Below are 21,334 nucleotides of genomic sequence, written 5' to 3'. Positions count from 1 at the left end.
TAAATGTCTGATGAAAAAAGCGTTTCCCCACTTCGGATCGTCCATTGTTTCCGTGAGCCCACCGGCGGGCTGTTCCGCCATGTGCGCGATCTCGTCGCGACGCAAGCTCAAAATGGACATCAGGTCGGCATCGTCTGCGATGCTACGACCGGCGGTCCGCGTGAAGAAGCGTTGCTCGAAGAGTTACAGCCGTACCTTACGCTTGGTATCCACCGTATCGCCATGCAACGACATATCGGCACTGGCGATATCAAAGCAGCATTCAAAGCGTATCGTATCATCAAGAAATTGCAGCCGGACATCCTGCACGGTCATGGCGCCAAAGGTGGCGTTTATGCACGTCTGTTCGGTTCAGTCCTACGGGTTTTTAAGTCTCGCGTAGCCCGTATCTATTCACCGCATGGCGGTAGCCTGCATTTCGACAGAAAGACACGCCGCGGTGGCGCTGTCTTTCTCATCGAAAAACTGCTGGCGCCGCTGACCGACGCTGTTCTGTTTGTTTCAAATTTTGAGAAGCGAACATATGAAGAGAAAGTCGGTCGACCATATGATCTTCATGCGGTCATCTATAATGGTTTGTCCGATGAAGAGTTTGTTCATACGGCAACCGCACCAGACGCCACCGATTTTCTATTTGTCGGAACCATGCGTGCCTTGAAGGGCCCTGATCTGTTGATCCGCGCCCTCGCCGACCTTCGCGACAAACACAACCAACGCTTCACCACGACAATCATAGGCGACGGCGCCGAGAAGCCGGAATTTCTGGCGCTCTCAGATGAGCTGGGAGTGGCGGACCAAATCCGTTTTATGTCTGGAATGGCAGCACGCGAAGCTTTTGCGCTCGGGAAAGTCATGGTCGTGCCATCGCGTGCAGAAGCTTTTCCCTATATCGTTCTCGAAGCTTTGGCTGCTGGAAAGACTGTGCTCGCGAGCAACGTCGGTGGTATCCCTGAAATCTTCGGCCCCAGCTCTCCTTCTCTTGTCGAACCCGACGTGGAGAAATTGGCAGCTAAGCTGCTTGTCATCATGAACGACGAAGACAGCTTCAAGGCTTCCATGCCCGACGCCTCGCGCTTGCATGAGCGCTTCAGCCTCCAGACAATGGCACATTCTATAGAATTGGTTTACCGTGAGGCACGATCCTAACGATCTTATCGTGATGGAGGCCGTTTAATCAGCAATTCCTTAGGATTTGCCTTTAAAGATAGCCCGGCACTTTGATTAGTAGGGGTAAAACTGTGCGGGATAATAATACGCCTTCTCCAAACAGCCTTGAGGCAAGCAATGCCAGCGGTGCGAAGGATTCCAAGCAGAACGAACGGGTAGAACTGAACCCGATGGCGCGCCAGATGGCCGAGCAATATGCTCGTGACACATTGTCACCAACCATGGTGAGCGGGGTCATCAGGCTTGTTGAGTTCGGCATTGTTTTTCTGACGGGCGTATTCAGTTTCGCTTATTATGTAAGCTTCAACACTCCTCATTTGCTTTATTATTTCCTGATCATGGCCGCAGGCGGTGGCCTGTATGTGCTTTCGATGGAAATAAACAACGGCTATCAGATCAATATTCTGCGTAGCCCCAGCCGCCATTTGAAACGCGTCATCATCAGCTGGGCGACGGTTCTTGGTACAGTCGCCGTCGCTGGCTTTCTGTTTAAAGTTTCGTCCGACTTTTCGCGTGCCTGGTTTCTTATCTGGGCCTTGAGCGGTCTGATTGTTCTCATTATTTGCCGTCTGTTCGTTTCATGGCGCATCCGCCGCTGGGCACGAAACGGTATCATGGAGCGTCGCGCCGTAATCGTCGGTGGCGGCCCTAACGCTGAAGCGCTGATCCGCTCGCTCGAGCAACAGCCGGATAATGATATTCGCATTTGCGGCATTTTCGATGATCGCGATGATAAGCGCTCTCCACCTATCGTCGCTGGCTATCCCAAGCTTGGAAATATCAAAGAACTCATAGAATTTGCACGTATCGCTTATATCGACATGCTGATCGTCTCTCTGCCGATCAGTGCTGAAGAGCGTATCCTGATGATCCTGAACAAGCTTTGGGTCCTGCCGGTCGATATTCGTCTTTCGGCTCTCAACAATCATCTTCGCTTCCGTCCCCGTGCTTATTCCTACATCGGCACCGTGCCGATGCTGGATATTTTCGACAAACCGATCAACGATTGGGATTCTGTCGCGAAACGTATTTTCGACATTACCTTCAGTCTGCTTGGCATCATTTTCCTTTCACCGATCATGCTGGCCACAGCCATTGCCATCAAGCTCGACAGCAAGGGACCTGTAATCTTCAAGCAGAAGCGCCATGGCTTTAACAACGAAGTGATCAATGTCTGGAAGTTCCGCTCGATGTACACCGAGCTTAGCGATCCGACAGCGCGCAATGCCGTCACTAAAAATGATCCACGCGTAACTCGAGTTGGCCGCTTTATCCGCAAAACGTCTATCGATGAGCTGCCGCAGTTCTTCAACTCGCTAACCGGATCGCTGTCCCTGGTCGGACCTCGCCCACATGCAGTGGCTGCTCACTCGCACAATGTGCTCTACAACGAAGTGGTTGACGGCTATTTCGCCCGCCACCGCGTGAAACCAGGCGTAACAGGCTGGGCTCAGATCAATGGCTGGCGTGGCGAAATCGACAATGACGACAAGATCAGAATGCGCACCGAATATGATCTGTTTTATATCGAAAACTGGTCGCTTTGGTTTGACCTGAAGATCCTGTTTCTCACGCCGATCCGACTTCTCAATACGGAAAATGCTTATTGAGCGCGATTTCCCATAGCGTCAACGATGCGGCTCAAAATCGGCGTAGCCTGCCTGCTGCCGATGTTGCGGGCAAGCGCGCGCTGAACAGGCTGATCAGTAATTTCGCTATAGGGTTCGGTGTATTTCTGCTTGGGTTCGTCATGAGCGAGCCTGCGCCGTATGAACTCTATATGGTCGCGCTCATTAGTGTGGCGCTGCTTTTCGGGATGCGGTTGACGCGGACCAGTATGGTGCTGCTTGCAATCTTCACCATGTTCAATTTCGGCGGCATGATTTCCGTCATGCAGATGGCGGATACCAAGGATGCGCCGCTTTACATCGCTGTGTCGCTCTTCCTGGCCTTCACAGCGGTTTTCTATGCAGCAATTATCGAAGCCGACTATCGGCGCCTGAAAACGATCTTCAATGCCTATCTGCTCATTGGTCTTGTATCTTCGCTATTGGGCATTGCTGGCTATCTCAATCTTTTTCCCGGTGCGGAAATCTTCACGCGTTATGATCGTGCTAAAGGGGCATTTCAGGATTCTAACGTCTACGCTCCGTTTCTGGTCCTGCCTTTTACATGGTGCCTTTACCGTATCATGCGCGGAAATATGCGCGATCTCCTGATTTACATGCCGCTGTGTTGCGTGCTTGTCCTGGGCATATTGGTATCGTTCTCACGCGCCGCATGGGGGATGGTTCCCCTCTCCTTCATTTGCATTTTCGCAGTTCTGTTTTTGCAAAGTGAAAGCAACAAGTTCCGGCTGCGACTTATAACGATTGGTCTCCTCTCTGTTGTCGTGATTGTTCTCACTGTGCTGCTGCTGCTGCAGATTCCAGATGTTCGCTCCTTCTTTCTCGAGCGTGCACAGCTGGAACAAAGCTACGATAGCGCGCGGCTGGGCCGCTTTGCGCGTCACTGGCTGGGCATGTGGTTAGCCACCGAACATCCCTTGGGCATTGGACCGCTTGAGTTTGGGCCTATGTTTGGTGAGGACACGCATAATACCTGGCTAAAAGCGGTACTCGACTATGGATGGATCGGTTTCATAAGCTTTATGACGCTGACTTTTCTAACGCTCGGCATTGGTTTCAAACTGATGTTTCGAAACCGCCCGTGGCAGCCATTTCTGATGTGCGCCTATGCTGCCTATCTGGGGCATGTGCTGATTGGCAATGTCATTGATACCGATCACTGGCGTCATTTCTATTTGCTGTTCGGCATTATTTGGGGGTGCGCGGGGCTGGAGTATAAGTATCAGCGCAAAGCTGCTGAACCTCAGCCTTATGCAACTAACTGTCTCTAGGAAAATCGCTTTGCAGCTTCTTATCTATGTCGCCGCCGCTTTGTTCGAAATCGCAGGCTGTTTTACATTCTGGGCGTGGCTCAAACTCGATAAGTCGCCGCTCTGGCTTATTCCCGGGCTGGTTTGCCTTGGGCTCTTTGCTTACCTGCTCACGCTGATTGAAAGTGACGCTGCCGGCCGTGCTTACGCCGCTTATGGCGGTATTTACATCATCGCTTCGATTGTTTGGATTTGGGCTGCAGAAGGAATGCGTCCAGACCGCTGGGATATCATTGGTGCCGCAACGGCCTTTGTCGGCACCTGCATCATCCTCTTCGTCCCACGATCCTGATTGGATCAGCTGATTTTGCTGAACTCGATGTAGAAATCGCGGATACCGGACGCCAGAAACTGCACGGCCACACAGGTCAGCAGAAAGCCCATGATCTTTGTCACAGCCTGCATACCGTGTTCCCCGAGCACTTTTTCAATCAGTGACGCAGACGAGAGTGCGAGATAAGCAACGCAGATCGTGATGGCGATACCAACAATGACAATCCCATGGCCAATGATTGTGTGCTCAGACGGAATCTGCGATCCAAAGCTCATAATAACCGCAATAGAGCCCGGCCCAGCAAGGCTCGGCATTGCGAGTGGTGAGAAAGAATAATCCAGATCAGCTTTTTTGATATCGGCGGGCTCTGCATCTACTTCTGATGACGAATCCTCCCCCGAGAAAATCATCCGCAACGCCAAAATCATGATGATCAGCCCGCCAGCGACGCGAATACCTGGCATGGATATGCTGAAAAGCGAGATGATCCCGTTTCCGAGCAATAGAAATGCTGTGAGAATCGAAAATGCATAAATACATGCTTTTCGCGCCTGAACACGTTTGTTTTCAGCACTCATGCGCTTGGTCAGCGACATATATAAGGGAATTGTCGTCAAGGGATTCATAATAGGCAAAAGACCAATCACGACGATTGAAACGTATTTGACGAAATCAATGATCAAACTCATCACTACATGCCTCGCACATCAAGCATCAACCTGAAAAAGACGAATAAATACCGCTTGAGATCAGATAACAGCAATAATTTCAGCAATGAAAGAACGATTCCTCTTAAATATAACATTCGTGAAGCGCCGCATTATACAAATAAATATTTTGAACCAAATGGTAAAATTTCTTTTCGTTTGGAAAATATCAATCAACCAAACTTGCATCATATAAGACAATCCCACTTCATAATTGTGAGCGAACAAGTGCGGTTGTTCAATAACTAAAATTGCGATCTAATCAAGATATACTATTACCAGGCATTTTTTCATTTAACGTGGAAATAGATTTTCGTAACTTCTTTTACTAACTTCATTATGGATCAGTTTATCGTATTACCCCCGTACGTATTCTTATCCAAAATTGCATTAGGTTAACAAAATTGCCCCTGTTCTATACAGGGGCTTTTTTGTGCTTGTGCAGACTGCAGACGGCACTGAGCGCTTCACTTCGGCTACAAAACAATTTTCAAAAATGATGGAAATCCTCAGCCGAAGCTTGTGAAAAGCGTCAGCAAAAGCACCATAAAAACTTCTATTGTTTGGCTTGATTTAATGGTCGGAGCGGCGGGATTCGAACCCACGACCCCTTGACCCCCAGTCAAGTGCGCTACCGGGCTGCGCTACGCTCCGGACCATGAAAAAGCCGTAGAATATAACCTGTTACGGCGCAAGGTCTAATTTCTGCAATTGCAGAAATGAACAGCCCTGCACCGTAGATAAGGGGACTTAACTTGCGCGGATCTGGTAAGTTTCCGGGACGTAACGATAGCCCTCACCTGCGCGTTGAAGATAAGCAAGGGATGGGAAAGGCATATGGTAGCCAATGAACGGCAGACGTTCCGTCGCAAGCATATCGAAGATACGCTTTCTGGTTTCAACCGCCATTTCCTTGTCGATATCAAAAGAAACATGCCAGTCGGGGCGCTGTAAGGTGATGACAGAGTGATTGGCCGTATCGGAAATCAGCATCAGCGACTTTCCGCCCGATTCCACTCGGAACGCCAGGTGACCTGGCGTATGGCCATAAGCACCCACCGCGTGAATGCCCGAGACGACCTCCTTGCCATCATCGATGAAAGTCGTTTTTTCGGCGAATGGCTTCACGTTCTTTTCCACCATTTGCGCAACGGTTTTAGCCGGTGTCTCAAGACGCCCCGGATCTGTCCAGAAGTCAAATTCCTTCTGACCGGCAGCGTAACGCGCATTCGCGAAAGCCGGCTTACCATCTTCCATCAAGCCGCCAATGTGATCGGGGTGAAAATGGCTGAGCACAACGAGTGATACGTCGTCCGCCTTATAGCCCGAAGCCTCAAGAGCGCTGATTAATTTGCCCTGACCGGCTTCGCGCGCCCCTGCGCCCATTCCGGTATCAAACAGCACCAACTCTTTGCCCGTATTGATCAGAACTGGTGTAAAACTATTCACAAAGCGATCAGTCGGCAGGAGATTTTCCTCCAGAAGTGCCGCCACGTCCTTCGGGTCTTGATTGATTGCATAGGTTTTTTCAGGCGCTTCGCCTGCTCTGCGCCCATCGGAAAGCGTCGTGATTTCAAAATCGCCAAACTGAAAGCGATGAAAACCTGGATTCTCGACCTTTGACACCGAAGCCTGACCTTGTGCCTGAGCCTGAGAGCTATCGAATGGCGACAGAGCTGCCCCGCCCCCCGCAGCAGAAGCAGCAACAATGAAATTTCGCCGTGAGATAGCCATCAATCAGTCTCCAGAGTGAGTTGCGTTACTTTAAAAATAGCGCAAAAACGGTCTCGATCCAGAGCTGCCCATTCAAGTTTTCGTAGGTTCTGAATTAAGTGAGACTTGCGGCCCGCAAAAAATGTCTCTATCTGAAAGTTGCGCGGGACGACCCGCGTCTGTGTTCGCATAGGGGACGGCCCCATAAGAGGGGTGTTCCGTGGCTGGACCTATTGAGCAATTTGCGATTCGACCTATCGTCGAGCTTGGTACACTTGGTGGCCAACAGATTGTCTTCACAAATTCTGCGCTTTACATGCTGCTGACTGTAACAGTTGCTGCTGGCTTTCTGTTTTTAGCCTCACGCCGGAATCGGGTTGTGCCTGGCCGCTGGCAGTCGTCAGTCGAAATGCTCTACGAGTTTGTTTCCAAAACGATTCGCGAGAATGCAGGCGAACACGGGATGAAGTTCTTCCCGCTGGTTTTCTCGCTTTTCATGTTCATCCTCGTTGCAAATCTCATTGGGATGTTTCCGTATGCCTTTACGGTTACAAGCCACATCATTGTGACATTCGCGCTGGCGATGCTGGTATTTCTCACCGTGACTATTTATGGGCTGGTCCGCCACGGCTTTAAATTCTTCAAGCTGTTTATGCCGGCAGGTGTCCCCATGATACTCGCGCCGATTATCGTACCTATCGAGGTGATGTCCTATATTTCACGGCCAATCAGCCATTCGGTGCGCTTGTTTGCCGTCATGCTGGCGGGGCACATCACGCTTAAAGTCTTTGCGGGCTTTGTCGTGGGCTTGGGCAGTTTGGGCACGATGGGCTTGTTGTCGGCAGTTCTACCACTTGCCATGACTGTCGCACTTACCGCACTCGAATTGCTTATGGCTATCATTCAGGCATATGTTTTCACCATGCTAAGCTGCATGTATCTAAACGACGCCCTGCATCCTTCTCACTAGAGCTTTAACGCGCATCTTCATCTGAAAACTGTTTCACACTTTTCGTGATGCGCTCGAAACCCAATACCAGAGCGAAAGGACGACCTTTCGTTCCTTCAAATATGGGACGGCCCATACCCAAGGAGCACTATAATGGCATGGATTTATCTCGTACTTGCGGGCGGCCTTGAAATCGTCTGGGCCTATTTTATGAAAAAGTCAGAAGGATTCTCTCTTCTGACGCCGACAATCATCACCATCGTAACGATGATCGGCAGCTTTGCACTGCTTTCAATTGCCATGCGTAGCCTGCCGTTGGGCACAGCTTATGCAATCTGGACCGGAATCGGTGCCTTGGGTGCATTCGTGGTGGGCATTGTCATTCTGGGCGAAGCTGCGACGTTCTTCCGGATTTTAAGCGTCTCGCTCATTCTCGCGGGCATCGTCGGGCTCAAACTCTCATCGACATAACCCAAAAAGAAAGGGAGGCAAAAGCCTCCCTTTTTATTATCTCAATTCAATTACGTTCTTTGAGCATGTCTCTCAAAACCGGACACCAGTTTTCGGGCAAAGACGTGTGTAAAACAAAAAGATAATGCGTTTCGAATGGTTCAGCTTAAATGCAAAATGCTCTAGCGAACCTGATCCAATAGTCGCTTACATTCAAGCAGATCAAAAAGTGCTTCCTGCAAGAGCGACCGATTGTCTTTCGATGGCCGCTTGCCATCGGCACCGATCGGGCCGTCTTCTTCACCCTTCAGCAATCCGAACAGCTTGCGTGCAGGTTGTGGTGCCTTGATGCCGTTCGGCAAAGCCATTTCATGATCAGCGGCATTTTCCATTGCCTGCTTTTCTGCCGCAGCCTGTTTCTGGCGCGTGATCGCTTCAATAGCCTGCACATCGCCATTACCCAAGGCAATGATGAACTGTGCGTTGTTCTCGCGAAGCAGACGCTGCACACCCTTGATGGTGTAACCCTGATCATAAAGCAGATGGCGAATACCCTTTAGAAGCTCAACATCCAGCGGACGATAATAGCGGCGACCACCGCCTCGCTTCATAGGCTTTATTTGGGTGAAACGCGTTTCCCAGAAACGCAGTACATGCTGAGGGAGATCGAGATCCTCGGCAACTTCGCTAATAGTCCTGAATGCATCAGGGCTTTTGTCCATCTGCTTGCCCTTTCCAGTGGTTTGGTCGTCTTTTGGGCGAACCTGCCAGTCCAGATAGTTCAAATGGCAATCGGCACATCAATCAGCGCCAGCCATAATATCATAATAATCTAACGGCGTTTAACACAAAAAGTTGGGATGAAAAGCCCCTACTTTTCGGTCTGTTATATTAGCGAAACGACTCGCTTTATCCGTCGATTATATAATATCAGAACTTTATAAGCACCCCTTCATATATTACAGAAAGAGGCACAGTTTTCGGATTTACAGATGTCACTGGATAAATAAGCAAGCGGAAATACTTCGTCCAGTGAGGACGAAGAGATAAAGAGACAAATCTCTCTTTATCTATATGAGGTGATTACTTGGCGCCTTTTGCGCTACGCTTCTGGTGTTCCTGCAGAATACGCTGCTTGAGAACGTTAGAAGCTTTGAACGTCATGACGCGGCGTGGGAGAATAGGAACTTCCTCGCCAGTCTTCGGATTACGGCCGATGCGCTCATTCTTGTCACGGACTTGAAATGTCGCGAAAGACGACAGCTTCACAGTTTCACCGTTGACGATGGCGTCACAGACTTCATCGAGTATCATCTCGACCAGAGCCGCCGATTCTGTTCTGGACAGGCCTACCTTTCGGTAAACAGCCTCTGCCAGATCAGCGCGTGTGACCGTCTTACCTCCCATAACCGAACCTACCTGGTTAGTGTTTGAACAGATAATATCCTTAAGTGACAGGAGGTTACACAAATAAAAGCGGTGTGGTCAAGCCGCGAGTTTCCTCGCGGCCCATCAATTTTTTTATTACCAGCGCAATAAAACTGCGCCCCAGGTAAATCCACCGCCCATAGCTTCCAGAAGAACGAGGTCGCCCTTCTTGATACGACCGTCAGCGACAGCCGTAGCAAGAGCCAACGGAACCGACGCAGCAGAGGTGTTGCCGTGTCTATCAACGGTTATAACGACCTTTTCCTCAGCTATATTCAGCTTCCTGGCCGAAGCATCGATAATGCGCTTGTTGGCCTGATGCGGCACAAACCAGTCGATGTCATCGGCGCTAAGGCCCGTTTCAGCAAAGGATGCTTCGATCACATCTGTGATCATGCCCACGGCATGTTTGAAGACTTCACGGCCTTCCATGCGCAGATGACCGACCGTCTGTGTCGTCGACGGGCCGCCATCCACAAAGAGTTTTTCCTTGTGATTGCCGTCGGAACGAAGGTTGGCAGCTAAAATACCGCGATCAGAGGTCAAGCCCTTGCCTTCGCCGGCTTCGAGAACCAGCGCACCGGCACCGTCGCCAAACAGAACGCAGGTGGTGCGATCATTCCAGTCGAGAATGCGCGAGAAGGTTTCTGCGCCGATAACCAGAACACGACGTGCAAGTCCGCCACGGATATAGAGGTCAGCAGTCGTAACGGCATAGATGAAGCCACTGCAAACCGCCTGCAGATCGAATGCAAAGCCGGTCGTGATGCCGAGTTCGCGCTGAATTTCGACTGCGCTTGCAGGAAACGTATGGTTTGGCGTCGAGGTTGCGACCAAAACGAGATCGATATCAGAAGCCTGCAGGCCAGCATTTTCCAATGCAGCGCGGGCAGCAGCCGCACCCAACGATACTGTCGTTTCACCTTCGCCAGCAATGTGACGCTGACGAATACCTGTACGCTGGACAATCCATTCGTCAGAGGTTTCAACCACGCCCTCAAAATCGGAGTTCTTCATGATCCGCTTAGGCAGAGCCGAACCAATACCTCTTACGACAGATCTTATCATCTTGTTTTCCTGTCCTAGCCTGACCATCGCAGACCCACGCCTGCCGGTCAAAATTCATACCCTGTTATGGGTTAATTATCATTTGGCTGTTTCGTTGCCGTCATTAGACGCAGAATGCGGATGACTGTGGTGGAAATGCGCCAGATCCGCTTCAATCTTCTGAAGAAGCTTATTACGCACCATGTCATAGCCGACTTCGACCGCCGAGCAGAAACCTTCTGCCGTTGCGCCGCCATGGCTCTTGATAACAATACCGCTCAATCCAAGAAGAACGCCGCCATTCACCTTGTTCGGGTCCATCTTCTCGCGAATACGATCAAATGCACCCTTGGCAAAAATATAACCGATCTTGGCAAGCAAGGTACGGCTCATGGCTTGGCGCAGAAGCGTTGCCATCTGACGAGCAGTGCCTTCGGCGGCCTTCAGAGCGATATTGCCGGTAAAGCCTTCTGTGACGACGACATCGACCGTGCCTTTGCCGATATCATTTCCTTCGACAAAGCCGGTATATTGCAAACCCTCCAGCGGTGTATCGCGCAGAATCTGGGCAGCTTCCTTAATCTCGTCGAGACCTTTGACTTCTTCCGTACCGACATTGAGGAGACCTACAGTCGGCTTGCGCACCTCAAAAAGCGCCCGCGCCATTCCCGCGCCCATAACCGCGTAATCGACAAGCTGACGTGCATCGGCACCAATCGTTGCGCCAACGTCGAGAACGATGCTCTCGCCACGCAGTGTAGGCCAGATACCGGCAATTGCCGGACGCTCGACATCAGACAGCATACGCAAGCAGAATTTGGACATGGCCATCAGTGCGCCGGTATTACCAGCAGAAACGCAGACATCGGCGTCGCCGGTCTTTACCGCTTCAATCGCCTGCCACATGGAAGACTTGCCCCGACCAGCGCGCAGCGCCTGACTTGGTTTGTCATCCATCTTGATCGCAACCTGACTGGCGCGGAACTCGGAAGCAGCTTGTAGCTTTGGATAACGCGCAAGTATGGGCTCGACCTGACCAGCCAGACCGAAGAAAATAAACCGGATATCAGGATGACGCTCAAGCGCCTTCGCAGCACCAGGGATGACCACTTCAGGGCCAAAATCACCGCCCATGGCGTCAATCGAAATTTTTATCACTATTGATTATTCCTGTGCGATCCCTGCCCCATTTGCTTCTTTATAAACATAGGGGTTTTCCGCGAAAATAGTGTTTTTCCGGTCGCGCACAACCAGATTCTCTCAAGCATCGGTTAAATCAGGGCTTCTTGGACCATTCCGAGAGCTCGGCAAAAGGCGAATCAGGCTTCTCTTCCTCTTCAACATCGCCAAATACGGCTGGCTCGGCATCGTCAGGCAGGCCGGGTTTGCGAGGGTATGGATCGAGCGCCAGTTCGAAAAACTCTTCAGCCACAGCGCCAATATCAATTTTGTCGCCAGGAAAAGTCTCGGGAATATCCGCGCCATCGGCGTCCAGCAGCAATTCTCCGCTCTCATCGAGCTGAATTTTCGCAAGGCGTGAATTTTCTGGCACGAAGATCGTATCGACTTCTTCCGCAATCGTCGCATTAAGCGGTTCAAGTGTAACCACGCATGACTGCACGATTTCCGCATTGACGGTTCCGCGCAAACGAATGCCGCTCTTTTTCCAAGGCGTCAGCAAAAACTCTGCAGCAAAGGAATTCACGGCCTCTAAGCCATGCTGGGCAGCCAAAGCAGCTCTTTCCTTGTCAGTGGTCCCAATCTTCACCGTTATGCCCTTGGGGGGCAGATGCAGAACTGGAACGGGATAGGTCAGCGCCGGTTTATCAGTCATTCTCTTTAGCCTTTGTTTCGTTATTTGCAGCGGTTCCAGTTAAGTTTTAACCGCTGTAACTGTTTGTTTTTACACATTATCCGACGCATCGCAGCAGGAAAAGAAATCAGTCCAGCGAACTGATTTCCCTGCGGAGGCGCTTCGCACCTTTGCTGGAAATGCTATATTGGCGCAAACGCCATCTCGTCAGCATCCATAAAGGATATGTCGCCTGCCGCCAAAGCACTGTCCTCAATTTTTGCCAGCCGATCACGGCAAGCAAACAGATATTCACTCAAATAGTGAGAATGCGGCCATAATTCGAGGTCCGGGCGGATATTGCGTGTCAAAGCTGTTGCCAGCATGTCGCGATCACCGGCATCCAATGCAGTCCCATAAGAGCTGACACGACCATAAAACATGCGTGCAAGCTTTTTCATGCGCTTGGGAACGCCCTGATCACCGATTCCCAATTCCCGCAAGGAATGATCGACATCCTTGAAAAATTCGTCTGCAATGTCCTGCGCAAGCGGCAATAATGCAGATTTTTCGCCTTTCATGCGATGAAGAGCGAGAAAAATATGAACTGAGAGCATTTCATAGCGACCGAGAGGCGTATCAGGCACTTGAAATTGTGCATAAAAACGCTTTTGCCGCGCCGCTGCCACGATCGTCTCGTAAACGCGAAGCACAACTGTCTCATTTGCTTTAGATTTGCGGCGAAAAAGTCGAAGAATCATTCCCGTACGACCGTACTTGTTGCATCCAGAAGCAAGGTGGTTTACCGAAGTTCTCCCGACGGCGAAAGTGCCGCGCTGATATAGAATGTATGGAGAGGTCTTTGTTGCAGCGAATTTTCCTAAGCGCACGCAAACAGCGTGCCCTTCTCGCAGGCACAGCAATTCTCTTTTCGGCGGCTCTCGCCGGATGCAACACTGCGTCCACGCTAAACCCGTCGGAAACACTTACAGAGGGTTACGTGCTCGATCAGGAGGCACTTGATTCGGTTCCGGTTGGCTCCAGCCGTGAACAGGTGCTTCTCGCACTCGGTACGCCATCCACTACGGCGACCTTCGATAACGAAGTGTTTTATTACATTTCGCAGAAGCGTTATCGTGCGGCTCAGTTCATGAAGCCCAAAATTATCGACCGTCATATCCTTGCCGTTTACTTCGACAAGGACGGCAAGGTCAGCAATATTGCCAATTACGGCCTACAGGACGGCAAGCTGTTCGATTTCGTATCGCGCACCACGCCAACTGGCGGCAAGGACCAGACCTTCATTGGTCAGATTATTCAGGGTGTTTCCAAAGCTCCGACATCATTGCCGGGTGCTGCTGGCGGCGCGAACAACTGATCCAATACAAAGAATTAAAAAAAGCCCCTCTTTTGGAGGGGCTTTTTTGTTAGTGCTTCATCAAACCATGTGAGCCAGCACCGCAAGCAGCAAGAGTGCCACGATGTTGGTGATCTTGATGGCAGGATTAACGGCTGGACCTGCCGTATCCTTGTAAGGATCGCCTACGGTATCGCCGGTCACGGAAGCTTTATGCGCTTCCGATCCCTTGAGATGCTTCACGCCGTCAGCATCCGTAAAGCCATCTTCGAAGCTCTTCTTGGCATTATCCCAGGCGCCACCGCCTGATGTCATGGATATGGCCACGAACAAGCCGTTGATGATAACGCCCAGCAGCGAGGCACCGAGTGCTGCAAAGGCTGCGGCTTTGGAGCCTGAGATCAGCAACACGCCGAAATAGACGACAAGCGGCGCCAGAACCGGCAGAAGCGACGGAATAATCATTTCCCGAATGGCGGCTCTCGTCAGAAGATCGACAGCTCGCGCATAATCCGGACGATCCTTGCCCGTCATGATGCCCGGCTTCTCGCGGAACTGACGACGCACTTCCTGCACCACCGCACTGCCCGCACGACCAACAGCCGTCATCGCCATACCGCCAAAGAGATAGGGGATGAGGCCACCAAAAATCAGACCGGCAACCACATAAGGATTGGAGAGCTCGAACGACACCGGCCCCATATCCGCGAAATATGGATAGGTTTGCCCGTTGGCGGCAAAATAAGCCAGATCGTTTGAATAGGCTGCGAAGAGCACAAGCGCACCCAAACCCGCCGATCCGATTGCATAGCCCTTGGTGACGGCCTTGGTCGTGTTGCCGACGGCATCGAGAGCATCGGTCGATTTACGCACTTCCGGATCAAGACCGGCCATTTCAGCAATACCGCCAGCATTATCCGTAACCGGGCCAAAAGCGTCGAGGGCCACGATCATACCGGCAATGCCAAGCATGGCCGTAACAGCAATTGCTGTGCCAAAGAGGCCCGCGAGCTGATATGTGCCGATGATACCGCCAACAATGACGATTGCTGGCAAAGCAGTCGATTCCAGCGAAACAGCCAAGCCTTGAATGACATTGGTGCCATGGCCAGTGACCGAAGCCTGGGCAATCGAATTGACCGGACGCTTGTTAGTTCCGGTGTAGTATTCGGTAATCACCACGATCAGACCGGTGACGACGAGACCAATCAGCCCGCAGATGAAGAGATTGGTGCCGGTGATCGACATGCCTGCGACAGTGCCGATTTCACCCCAGCCAATGGTAAGCGTGTTGGCAATTGCCAAACCCACCACGGACAAAAGTCCGGTTGCGATCAAGCCTTTGTAAAGCGCGCCCATGATCGAGCCATTGACGCCGAGTTTGACAAAGAACGTGCCAGCAATCGAAGTGATGACACAAGTGCCGCAAATCGCCAGCGGATAGAGCATCACGCTTGAGAGAACATCTGAGCCAGTGAAGAAAATCGCGCCCAGAACCATGGTTGCAACGACTGTAACGGCATAGGTCTCGAACAAGTCCGCTGCCATGCCTGCGCAGTCACCAACATTGTCGCCGACATTATCGGCAATGGTTGCAGGATTGCGTGGATCATCCTCCGGAATGCCTGCTTCGACCTTACCCACGAGATCGCCACCGACATCAGCACCTTTTGTGAAGATGCCGCCGCCAAGGCGCGCAAAGATCGAAATGAGCGAAGCGCCGAAGCCAAGTGCCACAAGGGCATCGATGACCGTGCGGTCGGAAGGCGAATAACCCAGCCAGACAGTCAGGATAAAATAATAGACTGAGACGCCCAGCAGTGCGAGACCCGCCACCAGCATCCCGGTGATAGCGCCGGATTTGAAAGCAATTTCCAAACCACCTGCGAGGCTCAAGGATGCCGCCTGTGCGGTGCGCACATTTGCACGAACGGAAACATGCATACCGATGAAGCCGGTCAGCCCGGAAAGCACTGCCCCGATGAGGAAGCCCACGGCGGCAGAAATAGACAGCAGATACCAGACTGCCAGAAAGACCACGACGCCAACAATGGCAATGGTCGTATATTGTCGGGTGAGATAGGCTGCAGCACCTTCACGGATGGCACCAGCGATTTCCTGCATACGCGGTGTGCCCTGATCGGCCGCAAGTACAGAGCGGATCGCCCATACGGCAAAAAGAACGGAAAGCACACCACAGGCAATGACGAGAAGAAGAACTCCAATTCCCATTTAGGCCAACTCCCATGAGCTCGCGCCAGTCACAAGCAGACCGCTCACAAGGGTAGCGATTGCCTGCACACATCGGCGCATGAAAGGCCCGAAAACCCCTCCCCGGGCCTAAGAACAGCGGCATGGAAGTGCCTGAAACCGACCATTCACCGGGCTTCTTCGGCTTGTTGTTATTCTGAAAACATCGACCAGAAATCAAATAATTGGCTGATGTTTCTGCATTTCAGCATTCTCAATGCCGCATGTCCAACATGCGGAAGCTATCTGCAAAGGTCAAGCCGTAGTTTATTGTGCCAGAATGCAAAAAAGGCCGCGATTTCTCGCAGCCTTTTTGAGTATTTACTGAGTGGCTAAGGTTTATCGGCCACGCGGCTTTGCACCACGGCTTTCGCCGCGCAGTTCAAAAGCCAGACGATCCAGCACGGCGTTAACAAGCTTTGGCTCATCTTCAGTGTAGAACGCCTTTGCGATATCCACATATTCCGAAACGATGACAGCTGTCGGCACGTCCTTGCGGGTCTGCAATTCCCATGCACCGGCACGCAAGATGGCACGCAGTGTCGAGTCGAGACGCGACAGCGGCCAGTCTTCTGTGAGCGCCTGATGAATCATCGGGTCGAGCTTGAGCTGGCTATCGACAACGCCCGCGACAATGGCGCGGAACCACTGCGGATCGGCGTCAAGATACTGTGTGCCATCGACTTCTTTGCCAAGACGATGGGCCTCATATTCAGCCACGACTTCCATGACGCCGATACCGGCGACATCCATCTGGTAGAGCGCCTGTACGGCTGCAAGACGTGCAACGCCACGCTTGTTTGCAGATCGTGGCGCGTTCGGTGCAGAACGGCCTTCAGAAGAAGAAGTCATCGTATCAGGCTCCGAATTTCTTACGCAGATCAATCATGGTGAGCGCAGCGCGGGCAGCGAAGCCGCCCTTGTCCTTGTCTTCACGACGCGCACGGACCCAGGCCTGCTCGTCATTCTCAACTGTCAGAATGCCGTTGCCGATAGCAAGACCTTCTTCAACCGAAAGATCAGTCAGCGCACGGCAGGATTCATTGGCAACGATATCGAAATGATAGGTTTCGCCGCGAATAACTGTGCCGAGGGCAACATAACCATCGTAATAAGTGCCACCATTTTCCGCGCCATCCAGTGCGAAAGAAATCGTCGCTGGCACTTCAAGCGCGCCGGGTACCGTCACAACATCATATGTTGCGCCAGCGGCATCGAGAGCAGCCTTCGCGCCGTCAAGAAGCGCGTCGGACAGTTCTTCATAGAAACGCGCTTCAACAATGAGCAAATGCGGCGCGTGCGCCTCGTGCTTCGACATGAGAGACTCCATGGCAGAAATCGCGGACCGCAAAACCTGCGGTCAACGCTAAATTCGGAAAATGCTGTTATAGCTTTAGAGTGTAGGCTCTAAGCTTATTTCTGATATTGCGCAAGCCTTGCTGCATACCGTGCGAGCTGATCGATCTCAATATTGATCCTGTCACCAGCCTTGCGATCGCCCCAGGTCGTCACTTCCAGCGAATGACGAATGAGCAGAACGTCAAATTCGTTGCCATTAACGCCATTGACCGTCAGCGAAGTGCCATCAAGCGCAACGGAACCCTTCTGTGCAATAAAGGGTGCAAGTTCTTCCGGCGCGCGCAGGGTAAAACGTACAGCATCGCCCTCTTCCTTGCGCTCTACGATTTCAGCTTGCCCGTCAATGTGACCGGAAACGAGATGACCACCCATTTCATCGCCAAGCTTGAGCGAGCGCTCAAGATTGATGCGGGTGCCGTTTTCCCATTTTGAAATCGTGGTCAGACGCAGCGCTTCTTCCCAGGCTTCAACTTCAAACCAGCGGGCATTTGTGCCTTTTTCCGGCAGTGCCACGACTGTCAGACACACACCAGAGCAGGCAATCGAAGCACCAAGCTCGATCGTTTCAGGATCATAGGCTGTTTCAATACGCAGCAAAACGCCTTCATTCAAAGGCTTGATACGATCCACTTTACCGATATCGGTGACAATCCCAGTAAACATCACGCTTTCCTTACATACTCGATACAGGCATCGTCGCCGTACTGCGCATTGCGCAAAATTGTAAATTCATTATCGATATGGGATTGCAGATCCGTGACGGCAACCCCATTCGTCGCGCCGATTTCCACAGGCGAATGGAACAGAACAAGGCGGTCAACCAGCTTTTCTTTTAGGAAGTTTGTGGCAACACTGGCTCCACCTTCGACCAGAACAGACGAAATACCCTGTGCTGCAAGATCATCCATCAGCTCCGGCAAAGCGATACGGCCCTCATCGCTTTCCGCTGCAATGATGCGGCATCCTGCAGCCTGCATCTCGTATCGCCTCTCCGGCGCCACATTTTCACAACAGGAAAGCCACAAAGGAAGGGCTTCCGAAGTGCGAATAAGCCTTGAATCGAGCGGTAATTTCAATCCGCTGTCCAATATGAGGCGAATTGGCGAACGTTGTTCCAACCCCGGAAGACGGCAATTCAGGATAGGATCATCGGCGATTGCAGTATCAACTCCGATGAGGATCACATCAGTCTGCGAGCGCAGAATATGCGACTGGGCGCGCGCAATCGGACCGGTAATAGGAACCTGTCCCTCGCCCTTTTTCCCGATATAGCCATCGGCAGAAAGTGCAAGTTTCAGAATCACTTCCGGACGTTTTTTAGAAGATCGATTCAGATAGCCTGCAAGGTCATCAGCCGCCTTGTCCGACAGAACACCCGGCACCACTTCAATGCCCGCGTCCCGCAATATGGCGAAGCCTTTTCCGCTCACCCGGTCATCCGGATCGGTTGCGGCAACCACCACCCGCGCGACACCAGCCCGCACCAGCGCTTCGGCACATGGCGGGGTGCGACCATGATGAGCGCAGGGCTCCAGCGAGACATAGGCCGTAGCGCCGCGGGCCGCTTCACCTGCATCTGCGAGCGCTTGCGGCTCCGCATGAGGACGCCCACCGATTGCGGTGACGCCACGTCCAACGATGATACCGTCCTTAACGAGGATAGTGCCCACTGACGGGTTTGTGCCTGTGAGGCCTTTGTGACGACGGGCAAGTCGAATGGTCGCTTCCATGAAGCGAACGTCATCCGACGTCACATTTGCGTGCCGGAATTCCATTCGGCTCATTTTATGCGTCCGGATCACGATCTGTTTCAGTTACCGTCAGTTCATCAATGACGTTGTGGAAATCAACGGCCTTGCTGAAATTGCGATAAACGGAAGCAAATCGGATATAGGCAATATCATCGACGCCCTTGAGAGCATCCATGGCAAGACGACCAATTTCGTCTGATGTGACTTCCGCCTCACCCGAACTCTCGAGCTGGCGCACGATGCCGGAGATTGCACGTTCTACGCGCTCCTCATCCACGTCGCGCTTGCGCAATGCCACATCGATGGAGCGGGCAAGCTTTTCGCGATCGAAAGGTACACGGCGACCGCTCTTCTTGACGACCATGAGGTCGCGAAGCTGTACGCGTTCAAAAGTGGTAAAACGTCCGCCACAGACCGAGCAAACACGGCGCCTGCGAATAACGGCACCATCCTCCGCCGGGCGGGAATCCTTAACTTGCGTATCTTCAGACTGGCAATAGGGACAACGCATGGCACTCTTTCACTTACGAAAGCGCATCTGCATATAGCTTACGCGACGCACTTCACTCTTTGTTTCCAAGCGCGCCGATTTGAAAGGCACGCCTTAGATTGACTGATTCCTGACAATCATACCCCATCGTTAAGTTGATGCATAATTAGGGCATAATTGAAAAAGCCCCGCTCAACAGGGTTGAGCGGGGCTTCATCAAATTGTGAGCAATTTTAGCCCTGATAGCCGTACATTGGGAAGCGGTCGGTCAGTGCAATGACCTTTGCCTTAACCGCTGCTTCAACCGATGCATTGCCTTCATCGGAATTTGCAACCTTGAGACCATCGAGCACTTCTGCGATCAGCGAGCCGATTTCCTTGAATTCAGCCTTGCCGAAACCACGGGTCGTGCCAGCAGGCGTTCCAAGGCGAACACCAGAAGTTACGAATGGCTTTTCTGGGTCAAAAGGAATGCCGTTCTTGTTACAGGTCACGTTCGCACGACCGAGAGCTGCTTCAGCGCGCTTGCCTGTTGCATTCTTCGGACGCAGATCGACCAGCATCAGGTGGTTGTCTGTGCCGCCGGAAACGATATCGAGACCCTGCGACTTCAGTTCGCCCGAAAGCGCACGCGCATTGTCGACGACGTTCTGAGCATAGACCTTGAATTCTGGCTTCAGAGCTTCCGCGAAAGCAACTGCCTTACCAGCAATCACATGCATCAGCGGGCCGCCCTGCAGGCCAGGGAAGACAGCCGAATTGAACTTCTTCGCCAGATCAGGATCGTTGGTGAGGATCATACCGCCGCGTGGACCGCGCAGCGACTTGTGAGTCGTCGTGGTGCAGACATGGGCGTGTGGAACTGGCGATGGGTGTACGCCACCGGCGACCAGACCAGCAATGTGAGCCATATCGACCATCAGATATGCGCCAACTTCGTCAGCGATCTCACGGAAGCGCTTCCAATCCCAGATGCGGGAATAAGCGGTACCGCCAGCGAGAATCAGCTTTGGCTTGTGTTCGCGTGCGAGGCGAGCAATTTCTTCCATATCCAGAAGGTGATCGTCTTCACGAACGCCATAGGAAACAACGTTGAACCACTTGCCTGACATATTGACTGGCGAACCATGTGTCAGGTGGCCACCGGAATTCAGGTCGAGGCCCATAAAGGTGTCGCCTGGCTGCAGAAGCGCAAGAAACACGGCCTGATTCATCTGGCTGCCGGAGTTAGGCTGTACGTTTGCGAACTCTGCGCCAAACAGCTTCTTGGCGCGTTCAATTGCCAATTCTTCAACAACGTCAACATACTGGCAGCCGCCGTAGTAGCGCTTGCCCGGATAACCTTCGGCATATTTGTTGGTGAGGATGGAACCCTGAGCTTCAAGAACCGCACGAGAAACGATGTTTTCCGAGGCGATCAGCTCGATTTCATGACGCTGACGACCGAGTTCATTACGGATCGCACCGAAAATATCGGCATCGATTTCTTCAAGAGTTGCGTTGAAAAAAGCGTTATTGGCTTGCGACATGTTTCACACCCTCCGGTTAGCCGGTGATAGCTATATGGTATGAGGCGCAGTATCACACTTCGATTAGCAAGGCCAATGGCCGCTAAGCGAAAAGCATGTTCCAAAATGCGGCATGACGTAGCTTGGATCAGCA

General features: G+C 52.0%; 22 protein-coding genes and 1 tRNA gene. 7 read left to right on the top strand and 16 right to left on the bottom strand.

What is annotated here, in order from left to right; translation table 11 throughout:
• Window positions 1–3 precede the first annotated feature (3 nt).
• From ABWV94_RS01705 to ABWV94_RS01690, 4 genes are all read left to right on the top strand, one after another.
• Entirely contained in the window at window positions 4–1,146 is a 1,143-nt protein-coding gene (locus ABWV94_RS01705; protein ID WP_113498547.1) for a glycosyltransferase, read from the top strand.
• Between the two features lie 92 nt (window positions 1,147–1,238).
• Window positions 1,239–2,777: an undecaprenyl-phosphate glucose phosphotransferase gene (locus ABWV94_RS01700; protein ID WP_007874491.1), complete on the top strand. Its 1,539-nt coding sequence runs from the start codon at window positions 1,239–1,241 to the stop codon at window positions 2,775–2,777.
• The gene (locus ABWV94_RS01695; protein ID WP_113485107.1) at window positions 2,774–4,066 is read left to right on the top strand and encodes an O-antigen ligase family protein; all 1,293 of its coding nucleotides are present in this window, start codon (window positions 2,774–2,776) and stop codon (window positions 4,064–4,066) included. Before ABWV94_RS01700 ends, ABWV94_RS01695 begins: the two co-directional genes overlap by 4 nt.
• 10 nt (window positions 4,067–4,076) lie before the next feature.
• Window positions 4,077–4,397: a YnfA family protein gene (locus ABWV94_RS01690; RefSeq protein WP_007874488.1), complete on the top strand. Its 321-nt coding sequence runs from the start codon at window positions 4,077–4,079 to the stop codon at window positions 4,395–4,397.
• A 5-nt stretch (window positions 4,398–4,402) separates the two neighbouring features.
• Here ABWV94_RS01690 and ABWV94_RS01685 read toward each other — a convergent pair whose 3' ends face one another.
• The 3 genes from ABWV94_RS01685 to ABWV94_RS01675 all read right to left on the bottom strand — a co-directional run bounded on the left by ABWV94_RS01685 (window position 4,403) and on the right by ABWV94_RS01675 (window position 6,820).
• Window positions 4,403–5,068 (bottom strand): MarC family NAAT transporter, encoded by a 666-nt coding sequence (locus ABWV94_RS01685; protein ID WP_007874485.1) that lies wholly within the window; start codon window positions 5,066–5,068, stop codon window positions 4,403–4,405.
• A 595-nt stretch (window positions 5,069–5,663) separates the two neighbouring features.
• Window positions 5,664–5,740, bottom strand: a tRNA-Pro gene (locus tag ABWV94_RS01680).
• Window positions 5,741–5,836: 96 nt separating this feature from the next.
• Window positions 5,837–6,820: an MBL fold metallo-hydrolase gene (locus ABWV94_RS01675; protein WP_113158485.1), complete on the bottom strand. Its 984-nt coding sequence runs from the start codon at window positions 6,818–6,820 to the stop codon at window positions 5,837–5,839.
• Window positions 6,821–7,019: 199 nt separating this feature from the next.
• Here ABWV94_RS01675 and ABWV94_RS01670 point away from each other — a divergent pair, with 199 nt between their 5' ends.
• Both ABWV94_RS01670 and sugE read left to right on the top strand, forming a co-directional pair.
• Complete coding sequence (locus ABWV94_RS01670; protein ID WP_007874481.1) at window positions 7,020–7,769, top strand: F0F1 ATP synthase subunit A; 750 nt, start codon at window positions 7,020–7,022, stop codon at window positions 7,767–7,769.
• 132 nt (window positions 7,770–7,901) lie between these two features.
• The gene (gene sugE, locus ABWV94_RS01665; RefSeq protein ID WP_007874480.1) at window positions 7,902–8,219 is read left to right on the top strand and encodes a quaternary ammonium compound efflux SMR transporter SugE; all 318 of its coding nucleotides are present in this window, start codon (window positions 7,902–7,904) and stop codon (window positions 8,217–8,219) included.
• Window positions 8,220–8,380: 161 nt separating this feature from the next.
• Here the strand turns inward: sugE and ABWV94_RS01660 are convergent, their stop codons facing one another.
• The 6 genes from ABWV94_RS01660 to ABWV94_RS01635 form a co-directional block, all read right to left on the bottom strand.
• Window positions 8,381–8,920, bottom strand: coding sequence for a MerR family transcriptional regulator (locus ABWV94_RS01660; protein ID WP_007874479.1), 540 nt, complete (start codon window positions 8,918–8,920; stop codon window positions 8,381–8,383).
• 361 nt (window positions 8,921–9,281) lie between these two features.
• Complete coding sequence (locus ABWV94_RS01655) at window positions 9,282–9,605, bottom strand: integration host factor subunit alpha (protein ID WP_007874478.1); 324 nt, start codon at window positions 9,603–9,605, stop codon at window positions 9,282–9,284.
• Between the two features lie 117 nt (window positions 9,606–9,722).
• Window positions 9,723–10,694, bottom strand: coding sequence for a beta-ketoacyl-ACP synthase III (locus ABWV94_RS01650; RefSeq protein ID WP_113498545.1), 972 nt, complete (start codon window positions 10,692–10,694; stop codon window positions 9,723–9,725).
• 78 nt (window positions 10,695–10,772) lie between these two features.
• On the bottom strand, window positions 10,773–11,831 hold the full coding sequence (gene plsX / locus ABWV94_RS01645) for a phosphate acyltransferase PlsX (RefSeq protein WP_007874476.1): 1,059 nt from the start codon (window positions 11,829–11,831) through the stop codon (window positions 10,773–10,775).
• A gap of 118 nt (window positions 11,832–11,949) precedes the next feature.
• Window positions 11,950–12,507 (bottom strand): YceD family protein, encoded by a 558-nt coding sequence (locus tag ABWV94_RS01640; protein ID WP_113498543.1) that lies wholly within the window; start codon window positions 12,505–12,507, stop codon window positions 11,950–11,952.
• Window positions 12,508–12,668: 161 nt separating this feature from the next.
• Window positions 12,669–13,226: a ubiquinol-cytochrome C chaperone family protein gene (locus tag ABWV94_RS01635; RefSeq protein ID WP_113158484.1), complete on the bottom strand. Its 558-nt coding sequence runs from the start codon at window positions 13,224–13,226 to the stop codon at window positions 12,669–12,671.
• Between the two features lie 101 nt (window positions 13,227–13,327).
• On the opposite strand from ABWV94_RS01635, the gene ABWV94_RS01630 reads away from it, so the two are divergent.
• Window positions 13,328–13,843, top strand: coding sequence for an outer membrane protein assembly factor BamE (locus ABWV94_RS01630; RefSeq protein ID WP_039859655.1), 516 nt, complete (start codon window positions 13,328–13,330; stop codon window positions 13,841–13,843).
• Window positions 13,844–13,903: 60 nt separating this feature from the next.
• Here ABWV94_RS01630 and ABWV94_RS01625 read toward each other — a convergent pair whose 3' ends face one another.
• The 7 genes from ABWV94_RS01625 to glyA all read right to left on the bottom strand — a co-directional run bounded on the left by ABWV94_RS01625 (window position 13,904) and on the right by glyA (window position 21,201).
• Complete coding sequence (locus tag ABWV94_RS01625; RefSeq protein WP_113498541.1) at window positions 13,904–16,054, bottom strand: sodium-translocating pyrophosphatase; 2,151 nt, start codon at window positions 16,052–16,054, stop codon at window positions 13,904–13,906.
• A 357-nt stretch (window positions 16,055–16,411) separates the two neighbouring features.
• A complete protein-coding gene (nusB, locus tag ABWV94_RS01620; protein WP_113498539.1) occupies window positions 16,412–16,924 on the bottom strand; it encodes a transcription antitermination factor NusB in 513 nt (170 codons plus the stop codon).
• A 4-nt stretch (window positions 16,925–16,928) separates the two neighbouring features.
• Window positions 16,929–17,390, bottom strand: coding sequence for a 6,7-dimethyl-8-ribityllumazine synthase (locus ABWV94_RS01615; RefSeq protein ID WP_007874460.1), 462 nt, complete (start codon window positions 17,388–17,390; stop codon window positions 16,929–16,931).
• A gap of 95 nt (window positions 17,391–17,485) precedes the next feature.
• Entirely contained in the window at window positions 17,486–18,094 is a 609-nt protein-coding gene (locus ABWV94_RS01610; RefSeq protein ID WP_079211736.1) for a riboflavin synthase, read from the bottom strand.
• Complete coding sequence (ribD, locus tag ABWV94_RS01605; RefSeq protein WP_113498537.1) at window positions 18,094–19,215, bottom strand: bifunctional diaminohydroxyphosphoribosylaminopyrimidine deaminase/5-amino-6-(5-phosphoribosylamino)uracil reductase RibD; 1,122 nt, start codon at window positions 19,213–19,215, stop codon at window positions 18,094–18,096. Before ribD ends, ABWV94_RS01610 begins: the two co-directional genes overlap by 1 nt.
• Before the next feature lies 1 nt (window position 19,216).
• Window positions 19,217–19,693, bottom strand: coding sequence for a transcriptional regulator NrdR (gene nrdR, locus ABWV94_RS01600; RefSeq protein ID WP_007874456.1), 477 nt, complete (start codon window positions 19,691–19,693; stop codon window positions 19,217–19,219).
• Window positions 19,694–19,905: 212 nt separating this feature from the next.
• Window positions 19,906–21,201, bottom strand: a complete 1,296-nt coding sequence (glyA, locus tag ABWV94_RS01595) for a serine hydroxymethyltransferase (protein ID WP_113498535.1) — start codon at window positions 21,199–21,201, stop codon at window positions 19,906–19,908.
• Window positions 21,202–21,334 lie beyond the last annotated feature (133 nt).

This window comes from Brucella sp. NBRC 12953 (genome assembly GCF_040369775.1).
GTDB classification, from domain to species: Bacteria; Pseudomonadota; Alphaproteobacteria; order Rhizobiales; family Rhizobiaceae; genus Brucella; species Brucella pseudogrignonensis.
The sequence above is the reverse complement of the archived record's forward strand: the minus strand, read 5'-3'. Positions and strand labels throughout refer to the sequence as shown.

Bases quoted from the DNA above. Each gene is read 5' to 3' on its own strand.
- ABWV94_RS01705 (WP_113498547.1), top strand. From the start codon at position 4: ATGTCTGATGAAAAAAGCGTTTCCCCACTTCGGATCGTCCATTGTTTC.
- ABWV94_RS01685 (WP_007874485.1), bottom strand. From the start codon at position 5,068: ATGAGTTTGATCATTGATTTCGTCAAATACGTTTCAATCGTCGTGATT.
- ABWV94_RS01675 (WP_113158485.1), bottom strand. From the start codon at position 6,820: ATGGCTATCTCACGGCGAAATTTCATTGTTGCTGCTTCTGCTGCGGGG.
- sugE (WP_007874480.1), top strand. From the start codon at position 7,902: ATGGCATGGATTTATCTCGTACTTGCGGGCGGCCTTGAAATCGTCTGG.
- ABWV94_RS01660 (WP_007874479.1), bottom strand. From the start codon at position 8,920: ATGGACAAAAGCCCTGATGCATTCAGGACTATTAGCGAAGTTGCCGAG.
- ABWV94_RS01655 (WP_007874478.1), bottom strand. From the start codon at position 9,605: ATGGGAGGTAAGACGGTCACACGCGCTGATCTGGCAGAGGCTGTTTAC.
- ABWV94_RS01650 (WP_113498545.1), bottom strand. From the start codon at position 10,694: ATGATAAGATCTGTCGTAAGAGGTATTGGTTCGGCTCTGCCTAAGCGG.
- ABWV94_RS01640 (WP_113498543.1), bottom strand. From the start codon at position 12,507: ATGACTGATAAACCGGCGCTGACCTATCCCGTTCCAGTTCTGCATCTG.
- ABWV94_RS01635 (WP_113158484.1), bottom strand. From the start codon at position 13,226: ATGATTCTTCGACTTTTTCGCCGCAAATCTAAAGCAAATGAGACAGTT.
- ABWV94_RS01625 (WP_113498541.1), bottom strand. From the start codon at position 16,054: ATGGGAATTGGAGTTCTTCTTCTCGTCATTGCCTGTGGTGTGCTTTCC.
- nusB (WP_113498539.1), bottom strand. From the start codon at position 16,924: ATGACTTCTTCTTCTGAAGGCCGTTCTGCACCGAACGCGCCACGATCT.
- ABWV94_RS01615 (WP_007874460.1), bottom strand. From the start codon at position 17,390: ATGTCGAAGCACGAGGCGCACGCGCCGCATTTGCTCATTGTTGAAGCG.
- ABWV94_RS01610 (WP_079211736.1), bottom strand. From the start codon at position 18,094: ATGTTTACTGGGATTGTCACCGATATCGGTAAAGTGGATCGTATCAAG.
- ribD (WP_113498537.1), bottom strand. From the start codon at position 19,215: ATGAGCCGAATGGAATTCCGGCACGCAAATGTGACGTCGGATGACGTT.
- nrdR (WP_007874456.1), bottom strand. From the start codon at position 19,693: ATGCGTTGTCCCTATTGCCAGTCTGAAGATACGCAAGTTAAGGATTCC.
- glyA (WP_113498535.1), bottom strand. From the start codon at position 21,201: ATGTCGCAAGCCAATAACGCTTTTTTCAACGCAACTCTTGAAGAAATC.